Source organism: Brevibacterium litoralis, assembly GCF_040212315.1.
Lineage (GTDB): Bacteria > Actinomycetota > Actinomycetes > Actinomycetales > Brevibacteriaceae > Brevibacterium > Brevibacterium litoralis.
Map to the genome: position 1 here is coordinate 1 of NZ_JBDIUY010000021.1, position 12,343 is coordinate 12,343.

9 protein-coding genes are annotated in these 12,343 nt (G+C 70.1%); 6 read left to right on the forward strand and 3 right to left on the reverse strand.

Translation table 11 applies throughout. The features are described from left to right. Positions 1–502: 502 nt before the first annotated feature. Positions 503–1,360 carry a hypothetical protein gene (locus AAD496_RS07500; protein WP_349828037.1) on the forward strand — a complete coding sequence of 286 codons (858 nt, stop codon included), beginning with the start codon at positions 503–505 and terminating at the stop codon, positions 1,358–1,360. 12 nt (positions 1,361–1,372) lie between these two features. On the opposite strand, the gene AAD496_RS07505 is transcribed toward AAD496_RS07500, so the two are convergent. Next, a complete protein-coding gene (locus tag AAD496_RS07505) occupies positions 1,373–2,578 on the reverse strand; it encodes a DegV family protein (protein WP_349828038.1) in 1,206 nt (401 codons plus the stop codon). 74 nt (positions 2,579–2,652) lie between these two features. Here AAD496_RS07505 and AAD496_RS07510 point away from each other — a divergent pair, with 74 nt between their 5' ends. Genes AAD496_RS07510 through AAD496_RS07520 form a run of 3 tightly spaced genes read left to right on the forward strand, consistent with a single transcriptional unit; the run spans position 2,653 to position 4,570 of the window. Continuing rightward, complete coding sequence (locus AAD496_RS07510) at positions 2,653–3,339, forward strand: hypothetical protein (RefSeq protein WP_349828039.1); 687 nt, start codon at positions 2,653–2,655, stop codon at positions 3,337–3,339. Continuing rightward, on the forward strand, positions 3,336–4,148 hold the full coding sequence (locus AAD496_RS07515; RefSeq protein ID WP_349828040.1) for a fluoride efflux transporter FluC: 813 nt from the start codon (positions 3,336–3,338) through the stop codon (positions 4,146–4,148). The genes AAD496_RS07510 and AAD496_RS07515 overlap by 4 nt, the downstream gene beginning before the upstream one ends. Beyond that, positions 4,145–4,570 (forward strand): fluoride efflux transporter FluC, encoded by a 426-nt coding sequence (locus AAD496_RS07520; protein ID WP_349828041.1) that lies wholly within the window; start codon positions 4,145–4,147, stop codon positions 4,568–4,570. Before AAD496_RS07515 ends, AAD496_RS07520 begins: the two co-directional genes overlap by 4 nt. Positions 4,571–4,881: 311 nt before the next feature. Here AAD496_RS07520 and nadE read toward each other — a convergent pair whose 3' ends face one another. Both nadE and AAD496_RS07530 read right to left on the reverse strand, forming a co-directional pair. After that, a complete protein-coding gene (gene nadE, locus AAD496_RS07525; protein ID WP_349828042.1) occupies positions 4,882–5,709 on the reverse strand; it encodes an NAD(+) synthase in 828 nt (275 codons plus the stop codon). Positions 5,710–5,795: 86 nt separating this feature from the next. After that, positions 5,796–8,762, reverse strand: coding sequence for a leucine--tRNA ligase (locus tag AAD496_RS07530; RefSeq protein ID WP_349828043.1), 2,967 nt, complete (start codon positions 8,760–8,762; stop codon positions 5,796–5,798). 338 nt (positions 8,763–9,100) lie between these two features. Here AAD496_RS07530 and AAD496_RS07535 point away from each other — a divergent pair, with 338 nt between their 5' ends. Together AAD496_RS07535 and AAD496_RS07540 are read left to right on the forward strand one after the other, a co-directional pair. Continuing rightward, entirely contained in the window at positions 9,101–10,909 is a 1,809-nt protein-coding gene (locus AAD496_RS07535) for an AMP-dependent synthetase/ligase (protein ID WP_433913742.1), read from the forward strand. A gap of 186 nt (positions 10,910–11,095) precedes the next feature. Continuing rightward, the gene (locus AAD496_RS07540; RefSeq protein ID WP_349828045.1) at positions 11,096–12,187 is read left to right on the forward strand and encodes a glutathione S-transferase family protein; all 1,092 of its coding nucleotides are present in this window, start codon (positions 11,096–11,098) and stop codon (positions 12,185–12,187) included. Positions 12,188–12,343 lie beyond the last annotated feature (156 nt).

Sequence of the window (12,343 nt, forward strand, 5' to 3'; positions counted from 1 at the left end):
GCCGTCCACAGGGACCGGCACGGGGAGTGAACGCCGCCTGTGACCCGAGTTCGGTCCTTTCTCCCCTGATCCGGTCGCGACCTGGCATGGTCCGTTGCGTCGGGAACCGTTCCCGTCGAAACTGATGACGAATCCGATATCACTCGGTCCGCCCTCGCCCCGGTACCCGATCCCGTCCCTCCCCGTCCCCTGGAGGTCCCGTGCCGACCAGAGTCACCTTCGTCTCCGATCCCGGTGTTCCCCGTGCCCGCGCCGCTGCCGTCGTCGACCTCCTGTCCGAGGACCTCCGCTCGCGCCTGGACGACTCGGTCCACGTCGAGGTCGACGAGGCCGTCACCCCATCACCCCCGACCACTCCATCGACATCGCGACTCTGGCTTCCCGGATCGACGCACCGGGCCCTGCCTCCGACCCGGACCACCCGGTCGATCCGCACCCCACCTCGGGCCGCACCAATCGGTCGGCAGCCGACGACCGCCACGTCCTCCTGGTCCTCACGGAGATGCCCCGGTACCGCATCCACCGGACGCTCGTCGCCGAGGTCCTCCCGGAGCGCCGTGCCGCACTCGTCTCCTGCCCGGCGCTCGGAGTCCTCTCACCGCGTCGGCGCCTGGTCCGGGTCTTCGCGGAGTGTGTCCTCCGGGCCCTGGACCCCGCGGCGGCTCCAGGTGACTCCGTGCGTGGGCGCGGCTGGCACGTGTGGACCCCGGAGGACTACTCCGACCACCACCGGGCCCACCACCACGTCCTGCTCGGCACTCGTGCCCTCGGCGCTGCCCGCATGGTCGTCGGGATGGTGGTGACGAACGAACCCTGGCGCACCGTTCCCCGCCTGGGCAGCGCGATGGCGGCCGCCGGTGCGACGAGTGCCTTCGGGGTCTTCTACACGTCGATCTGGGAGATGGCCGCCGCACTCTCCACCGCGCGGATGGCGCTCATCGGGGTCATGGCCGTCGTCTCGATGGTCCTCTGGCTCCATCACGGACACCGGTTGTGGGACCGCCCGCCGGGACGACCCGGGCGGTACGGGACCGTGGTGTACAACGTGTCGACCGTGCTCACCCTCGTGCTGTGCGTCCTCGCCCTGTACACCGCGCTGTTCGCAGGGGTCCTGCTCGCGAGTGTCGTCGTCATCGACCCCGGATTCCTGTCCTCCACGCTCGGGGAGGAGGCCGGGCCCGAGCACTACCTCGACATCGCGTGGATGTCCGCCGCGATCGGCGTCGTCGCCGGGAGCCTGGGCACCCAGTTCGACTCCGGGACCGATTTCCGCACACTGACCCACGGTCGACGGGAGCACACCCGGATCCTCGAGGCCGAGGAGGACGAGCAGGACTCCCCGTCCCGGACCAGCAGCTGATCCCGCGGTGGGTCAGCCCGCGGTGTATTCGGCGGGGACGACGGCGACGCCGAGTGCACCCGGGCCCACGTGTGCGGTGATCACCGTCGAGAGGACGTCCTCGTGGACGACGAGCTCGGTCGGTTCGCCCACGAGACCCGCCGCGACCGCCTCCTGCCGCAGGGCCATGTCGAGGGCCGGGACGTCGGCGACGGGTTCCTCGCCCGGTGCCGGGACGTCCTCGGAGTGGACGAGGACGAAGGCAGGGGTCCACGGGGTGCGGCCGTCGAAGGTCCCGACGTCGCTGCCGTGCTCGACGTCCGTGCCGTCCGCACCGTCCTGTGACGCACGGTCCTCCCGGATCTCCACAGCCCGCTGCACGACGGTACGGGCCAGACGGGTGACGGCACGCTTGCGGGTGCGCACGGTCCCGACCGTCGCGACGGCACCGGATTCGAGGGTGAGGACCGGGACGATCGACAACGCCTTGCCCAGCAGGGACGCGGCCGCGCCGATCCGTCCGCCGCGTTGCAGGTGTACGAGGTCCGCCGGGACGAAGGCGATCGCCGACCCGGTGTCGAGCACGTCCTGCGCGGCGCGGACGACCTGGTCGATCGATCCGCCGGCCTCGGCCCGGGTGACCGCGGCACGGGTCGCCGCGGCGAGGACGGCCGAGGTCGTCCGGGAGTCGACCACGTGGACCGGTGCGACCTCCCGGACGCCTCCGGCCGCCGCGATCGCGGACCCGTGGGTGCCGGACAACTCGGCGGAGAGGGTGAGGACGACGACCTGGTCGGCACCGGCGTCGAGGACCGACCGGATGGCGTGCACGAAGTCCGCCGAGGAGGGCATCGAGGTCCGCACGCCCCGTCCCGCGTCCATCGCGCGGCACAGCGTCGCCGCGTCCCAGGCGGAGTCCGGCAGGGACACCGGATCACCCGCCGACTCCGCATCCGCGCCCGCGTCCCCTGCGTCGTCCCCGCCCTCGGCGGAGGTCACGGGTGCGTCCGGGGTGGAGGGCGCCTCGGCGGCGGGGTCGGGGTCGACCTCGACGTGGAGGTCGACGACGGCGAATCGGCCCTCCAACCGGGCGGAGAGCGCGGCCGCGGCGGTGCCACGGATCATGGCCGTCGAGTCGACGACGACACCGACGGCGGCGCGCGCCTCGCCACGGTCCGCGTGGGAGGGGACCTGGGCGGCCGGGGCCGCGCTCGGGGGTGCGGTGTCGACGGTGTTCACGGGTCCCAGAGTAGCCCGCGGGGTCCCGGGGTGGGAGCGCACGCGCGCGGAGTCCGACCGATACCCTGAACCACGTGAAGAGACTCACCGACTTCCTGCTCAACTCTCCGGCCGCGGCGGTGCTCGCGGTCCTGGCGGCCGTCGTCCTCCTGTCGACCGCGATCCCCCCGCTCCATCCCCACGCCTGGATCATCGCGCTCGTGTCGTCCCTGGTGACGCTGGGAGTGCTGGTGCTCCTCGCCCGGGAGTGGGCCACGGCCCAGCGGCGGATCGACGGACTGCGGGCGGAACTCGCCGAGGCGCGTGGGGCGATCGGTGAGGGCTATTCCGCCGCCGCGATCACCGATCAGGAACCCTCCGAGGACACCACCCGCGCCCGCCGGATCCTCGACGCGTTCCCGTCCGGGGACGGACTGCTGCCGCACCTGCGCCTGGCCGGCGGCTTCACCCCGACGCCCGAGGCGCTCCTCGAACCCGTACGCGCTTTCCTCACCGACACGGCCCGGACCCGGTTCGACGACCCGCGCGTCCACACGGCCTTCATGGAGCTGCACCGGTCCGCGCAGGGATTCGTCGAGTGGATCGACGCCGAGACCGAGGCGACCGACGAGGTCCGGGAGATCCGCCCCGGTGACGTCCGTGGGGACGGGTGGCGCGAGTTCTCGGCGGCCAAGGAGGCCGGTGAACGCCGCGTGGACGCCTTCGTCGACGCCCGCCGGACCTTCGAGCGCATCGCGCTGGAGACGGAGGTGTTGCCGTGAGCGACGACGAGGCGCCCTCCTCCCCCGCGACCGACTCCGGATCCGGGCCCACCGGTTCCGGGCCCTCGTCGCGCCGCCCCCGGATCCGCCGCTCCGTGCCCAACCCCTCTGCCGTCCCGTGGTACCTGGCTGTGCCGACGGTGTTCCTCGGCGGTGCGGTGGGCACCTGGGGCCGGGTGTCGCTCATGGACGCGCTCCCCGGGCCGTTCGCGACCGTCGAGGTGGGTGTCCACTTCGCCAACGCCGGGGGCACATTCCTCCTCGCGGTCCTGTTGAGCGCACTGGTGTACGTGCCCGGCAAGCGCGCGACACTCGCCCGCCTGTTCCTCGGCACCGGCCTGGCCGGTGCGCTCACCACCGCCTCGGCCCTCGGCCTGGGGCTGTCCCAGGCGCAGGGCGCCGACCGCTGGGCCGGTATGGGCCTGGCACTGGCGATCGGGATCGTCGGGGCCGGACTCGGCTGGTTCCTGGGTCGGTTCCTGCGGGGGAAGTACCGGAATCCTCCCGCGGGCGAGGTGTTCTCCGCCACCGGTGTCGACACCGACACCGGACTGGGTCCGGTCGTCGTCCCGGACCCCGACTCCGAGCTCGGCATCGCCGCCGCCGAGGAGGCGACTGCGGGCGAGGCCGAGGAGGCGACCGCGGGCGAACCGTCCGACAGGCCGGTACAGGCCGCCGAGGCGAAGAACGACGCGGAGGCCCGCACCGCCGCGCCGCGCACCGAGGGTGAACCGACCCAGGCGATGCCCGTCGTCCCCGCGGAGCCGGCGACGAAAGACGACTCCACGTCGAAGGAGGACGAGAAGTGATCGGTGGGACCGAACTGCTCCTGCTCGTGTCCGCGGCCGGTGGCCTGGGTGCCGTCGCCCGGTACCTGCTCGACCGCGCCTTCGTCGCGCTGTTCTCGGACTGGCTGTGGCAGACCCCGCAGTCGAACACGGATCCGCGTCCCTCGATCTGGCCCTGGGGGGTCCTCGCGATCAACGTGCTCGGTGCCTTCGCGGCCGGTGCGGTCCTCGGCCTGCCGACGACCTGGCTCACGATCGTGAGCATCGGGTTCCTGGGCGGTCTCACGACCTTCTCGACGGTGTTCGTCGACGTCGTCCGTCTCTTCGTCGCCCGTCACCGGTGGCGGGCCGCGGTCTACGTGGCCGTCACCCTCGCCGCGATCACGCTCGCGGCCTGGTGCGGCACGGCCCTGCTCAACCTCGTGCAGTCCGTCGGGTCCTGATCCGGCCCGCTCCACCCCGACGTCACCCGCCCGATCACCCATCCGCGATCACGGCCGAGTGCTTCAGCGGCAGGCACTGCCCCGCCATCGACTGTTCAGAGCCGAATCGAGTGTTCACAGATCCTCGATCAACGACAGCCCGATCGAGAATGCGTGAACACTCGATCGCGCTGCGAACACTCGATCAACCACCGCCGCACCATGCCCAGAGCCACGAACCCATGGGCGCATCCGGGCCACAAGCCACGAATCCAGAGGCGCCCAGCCGTCATGCCCCGCCCGTCACACGATGTCGAGAAGAACAGGGCGCCTCATTGACGGATCCACCAGGAATCCAGCGGCGTCACCGGCAGGCGGCGCTTGTGCTCGGTGGCGATGTACCGGGACTCGATCTGCGAGGAGACCTCCGCGGGGACGTCCTCGCCGGTCAGGTACGCGTCGATCTGGTCGTAGCTGAGGCCCAGGGACTCCTCGTCGGCCTGCCCGGGCTGTCCGTCGAGGAGATCGGCCGTCGGGGTCTTCGTGATGATCGACTCCGGTGCCTGCATGTGGCGCAGCAGCTGCTTGCCCTGCCCCTTCGTGAGACCGGACAGGGGCAGGATGTCCGCGCCGCCGTCGCCGTACTTGGTGAAGAACCCGGTGAGCGCCTCGGCGGCGTGGTCGGTGCCGATGACGAGCAGCCGCCGTTCGCCGGCGATCGTGTACTGCGCGATCATGCGCATCCGCGCCTTGACGTTGCCCTTGTTGAAGTCGCTGATGTCGGACCCGGTGGCCTGCCGGAAGGAGGCGGCCATGCCGTCGGTGCCGCCGGCGATGTCGAAGACGACCGACTCGTCCGGGGCGACGAAGTCGACGGAGGTCTGCGCGTCCGCCTCGTCGGCCTGGACCGCATAGGGCAGACGGACCGCCACGAAGACGGCCTCGTGGCCCTTCTCGCGCAGCTTCTCGGCCGCGAGTTGACCCAGCCGTCCGGCGAGCATGGAGTCCTGTCCTCCGGAGATCCCGAGGACGAACCCGTTCGCACCGGAGGTGAGGCAGTACTCGACGAGGAACTGCACCCGGCGGCGGATCTCCGCCTCGGGATCGATCTCCGGGACGACTCCCAGGGAATTACGGATCTGTTCGGAGAGAGCGCTCATGGCGTCACTGTATCCACCTCCGGGTGTCCGGTGTGTTTCACCCGGGGGTGATAGAGGCCACATCGTGGAACGTTCCGGGCCGTGGATCACGCGTCCGGGACGATGTTCACCAGCTTCGGTGCCTTGACGATCACCTTGCGGATCCCGGCGCCGTCGAGCGTGCGCTGGGCCCCCTTCGAGGCGATCGCCAGCTTCTCCAGCTCGGCCGGGTCGATGTCCGGGGCGACCTCCAGGCGGTCGCGCACCTTGCCCTTGACCTGGACGACGCAGGTGACGAGATCCTCGGCCAGGTACGCCTCGTCGAAGGCCGGGAACTCGGCGTGGACGACGGAGGTGTCGTGCCCCAGGCGCTCCCAGATCTCCTCGGCGATGTGCGGGGCCAGGACCGAGAGCATGACGGTGAGCGGTTCGATCGCCTCGCGCGGGGCGACCCCGGCCTTCGTCAGGTGGTTGGTGAGCACGATGAGCTTGGCGACGACCGTGTTGAACCGGAAGGCGTCCATGTCCTCACGGACACCGGCGATCGTGCGGTGCACGAGTTTCCGGGTCTCATCGTCGGCCGCCGCGTCCGTCACGAGCAGCGAGCCGTCGTCCTCGTTCACGACCAGGCGCCACACGCGCTGCAGGAACCGCTGGGCGCCGACGACCGCGCGGGTCTCCCAGGCGCGGGAGATCTCCAGCGGACCCATGGACATCTCGTAGACGCGGAAGGTGTCCGCGCCGTACTCGGCGTACATCTGGTCGGGCGTCACCATGTTCTTCAGGGACTTGCCCATCTTGCCGTACTCGCGGTTCACCTCCTCGTCGCGGTACCACCACGTCGAGGTGCCGTCCTCGGCGACCTTCTCGGTCACCTCGTCCGCCGGCACGTAGACGCCGCGGGAGTCGGTGAAGGCGTAGGCCTGGATGTAGCCCTGGTTGATGAGCTTGTGGAAGGGCTCCCAGGAGCTCAAGTGCCCGAGGTCGAAGAGCACCTTGTGCCAGAACCGCGAGTACAGCAGGTGCAGCACCGCGTGCTCGACTCCGCCGACGTACAGGTCCGCTCCACCGGAGGGCGCTCCCTCGCGCGGGCCGAGCCAGTACGCCTCGTTCGCCGGGTCGACCGGGAGTTCGTCGTTGTGCGGGTCCGCGTAACGCAGCTGGTACCAGGAGGACCCGGCCCAGTTGGGCATCGTGTTCGTCTCCCGGGTGTATTGCTTGGGTCCGTCGCCGAGGTCGAGCGTCACCGTCGTCCACTCGGCGTTGCGGCTCAGCGGCGTCTCCGGCTCGCTCTCGACGTCGTCCGGCTCGAAGGTGCGCGGCGAGAAGTCGGAGACCTCCGGCAGTTCGACCGGCAGCTGGTCTGCCGGCAGCGCGTGCGGGGTGCCCTCCTCGTCATAGACGACAGGGAAGGGCTCACCCCAGTACCGCTGGCGGGAGAACAGCCAGTCGCGCAGGCGGTACTGCGTGGTCGCGCGCGCCCGGTCCTGGCCCTCCAGCCACTCGATCATCGCGGCCTTCGAGGCGGCGACGTCCATGCCGTTCAGGTCGATCTCGGCGTTGGCGGAGTTGATCTTCGGCCCCTCGCCGGTGAAGGCGGAGTCCTCGTCGTGGTCCTCGGTCGGCTGCACCGTGCGGATGTAGGGCAGACCGAAGGCCTTGGCGAAGTCCCAGTCGCGGGCGTCCTCGGCCGGCACACCCATGACGGCGCCGGTGCCGTAGCCCATGAGCACGTAGTCGGCGACGAACACGGGCATCGCCTCGCCGGTCGCAGGGTTCGTCACGGAGGTGCCGGTGAACACACCGGTCTTCTCCTTCGACTCCTGCCGGTCGACGTCGGTGATGCGCGCCGCGCGTGCACGGTAGGCGGCGATCGCCTCGGCGGGGGTGGCGGCCGGGGCACCCTCGGCATCGGTCCCGCGCCAGGCGGCGGGCACCGAGGCTTCCCAGGAGTCGACGGTGAGGGCGTCGACGAGGGGGTGCTCGGGGCTCAGCACCACGTAGGTGGCGCCGAACAGGGTGTCCGGGCGGGTCGTGTAGACGTCGATGACGTGCGCGGCATCGGCCACCTGCGCGGCACCGACGGGGAAGGACACGAAGGCACCGGTCGAGCGGCCGATCCAGTTGCGCTGCATGCTCTTGACGGCCTCGGGCCAGTCGACCGTCTCCAGGTCGTCGGTCAGGCGGTCCGCGTAGGCGGTGATGCGCATGTTCCACTGTTTGAGCTTGCGCGTGTAGACGGGGAAGTTGCCGCGCTCGGAGCGGCCCTCGGCGGTGACCTCCTCGTTCGCGAGCACCGTGCCCAGGCCCGGGCACCAGTTGACCGGCGACTCGGAGACGTAGGCCAGGCGGTACTCCTGGAGCACGGACTCCCGCGCGGCGGCGTCGAGGTCGGCCCAGGCGCCCCGGCCGGTGTCCCGTCCGGCCTCGAACTGCGCGACGAGCTCGGAGATCGGGCGCGCCGACCCCTTCGTACCGGCGGGGTTCGTGGCCTCCGGGTCGTACCAGGAGCAGAAGATCTGCAGGAAGATCCACTGGGTCCACGTGACGAACTCCGGGTCGGTCGTCGCGAAGGACCGCCGCGGGTCGTGCCCCAGGCCCATGCGGCGCAGCTGGCGGCGCATGTTCGCGATGTTCTCCTCGGTCGTCACCCGCGGGTGCTGGCCGGTCTGCACGGCGAACTGCTCGGCGGGCAGGCCGAAGGCGTCGTAGCCCATGGCGTGCATGACGTTCTTGCCGCACAGGCGCTGGTAGCGCGCGTAGACGTCGGTCGCCAGGTACCCCAGCGGGTGCCCGACGTGCAGGCCCTTGCCGGAGGGGTACGGGAACATGTCCATGAGGTACACGGAATCCGCGGCCGAGGCGCCCGTCGCGTCCCCGGCGCCCGCACCCTCGGCGTCCGCCAGGTCACCGACGGGGTTGGGAGCGGCGTAGGTCCGCCGGTCCTCCCAGCGGGTCTGCCACTTCTCCTCGATCCGGCCCGCAAGAGCGGCGTCGTAGCGGAATCCGGCGCGCTGGAGCGTGTCCGCGCCGCCCGTCTGCTCGACGACCGTGTTCTCGCTGGCGTGTGTCATGGATCCGTTCCTTCTTCCTGGTGGACAACAGACCTCCCATGCTACGCCAGGGTCCGGACGGACGCGCCGACCCGGAACCGGGCCGCGGACGAGGCGCCCTGCCGGGGGCACCAACCCGCCCGGGTCGACAATCCGCGCCCGATATCCGATACTGATCGTCACATGTGAACCACGTCTCAGCGCCGCACACTTTCGCGCGCGGACGTGGAGCGGAATAGGATCGGTGTCCGAAGACACAGTCCGATGAGCGACACCGCGCGACACCGCGCGACACCGACACGCTGCTCGACGGCGAGCAGCACCTCGACGATCAGGAGCACCCCGTGACCGACACCCGAATGCGCCAGTCCGCGACCCCCGTGACGGGGTTCGAACCCGATTCCGGCTCGACGACCACGGATGTGCTGTTGCGCCGCCTGGAGGCCAACCCCGAGCACGTCGCCTTCCTCCGCCCGGACGGCGAGGGTGACGATCGCACCTGGGAGCCGGTGACGATGGCACGGTTCGTCGCCGACGTCCGGGCACTCGCCAAGGGCATCATCGCCGCCGGGATCGAGCCCGGTGAGCGCGTGGGCATCTTCGGCAAGACCTCCTACGAGTGGACGCTCTCCGACTACGCCATCTGGTTCGCCGGTGCCGTCACCGTCCCCTTCTACGACTCCTCCTCCGTCGACCAGCTCACCTGGATGATCACCGACGCCGAGGTCAGGCGTGGCTTCGTCGAGTCCGAGGAGCACGCCGAGCGTGTGCGCAGGGCCACGGAGGGCCAGGAGTCGAACTCCTGGGTCTGGGGCTCGGAGGGCCTGGAGGCGATGATCGCCGCGGGTGAGTCCGTGAGCGACGAGGAGTTGGAGGCCCGCCGCGCGGGTGTCGATCCGGCCTCGCCCGCCACCCTCATCTACACCTCCGGCACGACGGGCAAGCCCAAGGGCTGCACGCTCAGCCACAACAACTTCATCCTCACCGGGCAGGCCGCCGAGCACCAGATCTCCGGCGTCATGGGCGAGCACGCCCGTTGCCTGCTGTTCCTGCCGCTCGCCCACGTGTTCGCCCGGTTCATCCAGGTGCTGAGCATCAACTCCGGGACGACCCTGGCCCTCGAGGGCGACCTCAAGAAGCTCGTGCCCTCCCTCGGCCAGGTGCAGCCCACCTATCTGCTCGGCGTGCCGCGCGTCTTCGAGAAGGTCTTCAACGCCGCTCTGGCGAACGCCGAGGCCGGCGGCAAGGAGAAGATCTTCCGCAAGGCCGAGGCGGTCGCCGTCGCCTACTCCCGCGCCCAGGACGAGGGGAAGGTCCCGCTGGGACTCAAGCTCCAGTACGCCCTGTTCGACAAGCTCGTCTACGGCAAGCTGCGCGACGTCATGGGCGGTCGGGCCAAGCACGCGGTCTCCGGCGGCGGTCCCCTGGGTGAACACCTGGGGCACTTCTTCAAGGGCATCGGACTCACCGTCCTCGAGGGCTACGGCCTCACCGAGACGACCGCCCCGATCACCGTGAACATCCCGGACAAGGTGAAGATCGGCACCGTCGGTGCTCCCCTGCCCGGTTGCGCGGTCGCGATCGCCCCCGACGGCGAGGTGCTCGTCAAGGGTGTGGCCGTGTTCGACGGCTACTGGCGGAACGAGGAGGCGACGGCCGGCACCTTCGCCGACGACTGGTTCGCCACCGGCGACATCGGCGAGCTCGACGAGGACGGCTACCTGCGCATCACCGGCCGCAAGAAGGAACTCATCGTCACCTCCGGCGGCAAGAACGTGGCCCCGGCACCGCTCGAGGACGCCCTGCGCCGCCACCCGATCATCGGTCAGCCGGTGGTCATCGGCGAGAACCGCAAGTTCATCAGCGCGCTCATCTTCCTCGACTCCGAGATGCTGCCGACCTGGCTGGCCAACCACCACCTGCCGGAGATGTCCCTGGAGCAGGCCGCGAGCGACCCGAAGGTCCACGCCGCCATCGAGAAGGCCGTCGAGCGGGTGAATGCGACGGTGTCGAAGGCGGAGGGCATCAAGAGCTTCCGGGTCATGGACGTCGAGCTCTCCGAGGACAACGGCTACCTGTCGGCCAAGCAGTCGGTCAAGCGCCACCTGGTCAACGCCGACTTCGCCGAGGCGATCGAGGAGATCTACTCCGCACCCAAGCCGGAGTGACCCGCCACCCGGAGTGAAATCCAAACACTCCTAAGACATCCCAACACCAACTACGCCCCATGTCGTTGAACCTTCAACCACATGGGGCGTAGTGTTTCCGACAGTACGGTGTCCCCGACACCACAGTGCTCCCCACACGGGCACGTCGACACACCCCGGCACCACCGAGGCAGCGAGGAGTCAGCCATGACCGAGACGAACCGGACGGCCCCCGGCGAAGGGCTCAAGGGCAACTACGTGACGAGTGGCCAGGATTTCAACCGGGACACGAACTACATCGAGGACCGGATCCTGAACTCCCCCGACGCCCAGTGGCCGGTGGAGCCGGGCCGCTACCACCTCGTCGCCGCACGCGCGTGCCCGTGGGCCAACCGCACCCTCATCGTCCGCCGCCTCCTCGGCCTGGAGGACGTCATCTCCGTCGGCATGCCCGGCCCCACCCACGACGTGAACTCCTGGACCTTCGATCTCGATGAGGGAGGGGTCGACCCGGTCCTCGGCTACGAGCGGATCCAGCAGGCGTACTTCGCCCGGTTCCCCGACTACCCCCGCGGTATCACGGTCCCGGCGATGGTCGACATCCCCTCGGGCGGCGTCGTGACGAACGACTACGCGCAGATGACCCTTGACTTCTCCTCCGAGTGGAAGGAGTACCACCGCGCGGGCGCCCCCGACCTCTACCCGGAGCACCTGCGGGCCGAGATGGACCCGCTCATCAAGTACATCTTCACCGAGGTGAACAACGGCGTGTACCGCTGCGGGTTCGCAGGCTCCCAGGACGCCTACGACAAGGCGTTCGTGCGCCTCTTCAACGCGCTCGATACCCTCGAGGCCCGCCTGGAGACCCGCCGCTTCCTCATGGGTGAGGAGATCACCGAGGTCGACGTCCGCCTCTTCACCACACTCGCCCGGTTCGACGCCGTCTACTACTCCCACTTCAAGTGCAACCGGCAGCGCCTGGCCGACTTCCCGAACCTGTGGGCGTACGCCCGCGACCTCTTCCAGACCCCCGGCTTCGGCGACACGATCGACTTCGCGCAGATCAAGGCCCATTACTACGTGGTCCACACGGACATCAACCCCACGCAGATCGTGCCGACCGGCCCGGACCTCTCCGGCTGGCTCACCCCGCACGGTCGCGACGAGCGTTTCGGTGGGTCCCCCTTCGGTGACGGCACCGCTCCCGCCGCACCCCGCCCGCACGACACCGTCGACCCCACCCACACGGCCGCCGCCTGGGCGGACCGCGAGCCGGAGATCCGCACCGACTTCGTCTGATCCCGCTTCCCGAACCGCTGCCGAGGCGCCCTGCACGTCTTGGGTTCTAGGGGTCGTTGCAACACTCGTACGGTGGTACGGGCTCACGCAGAAGTTAACAGTTCCCGCAATCGCTCGGCTGGGGTCGCCCAGCCGAGCGTTTTGCGTGGACGCCCA

What these genes read in the sequence shown, in the direction of transcription:
- AAD496_RS07500 (WP_349828037.1), top strand. Translation starts at nt 503, where the DNA reads ATGCCCCGGTACCGCATCCACCGGACGCTCGTCGCCGAGGTCCTCCCG.
- nadE (WP_349828042.1), bottom strand. Translation starts at nt 5,709, where the DNA reads ATGAGCGCTCTCTCCGAACAGATCCGTAATTCCCTGGGAGTCGTCCCG.
- AAD496_RS07530 (WP_349828043.1), bottom strand. Translation starts at nt 8,762, where the DNA reads ATGACACACGCCAGCGAGAACACGGTCGTCGAGCAGACGGGCGGCGCG.
- AAD496_RS07535 (WP_433913742.1), top strand. Translation starts at nt 9,101, where the DNA reads ATGCGCCAGTCCGCGACCCCCGTGACGGGGTTCGAACCCGATTCCGGC.
- AAD496_RS07540 (WP_349828045.1), top strand. Translation starts at nt 11,096, where the DNA reads ATGACCGAGACGAACCGGACGGCCCCCGGCGAAGGGCTCAAGGGCAAC.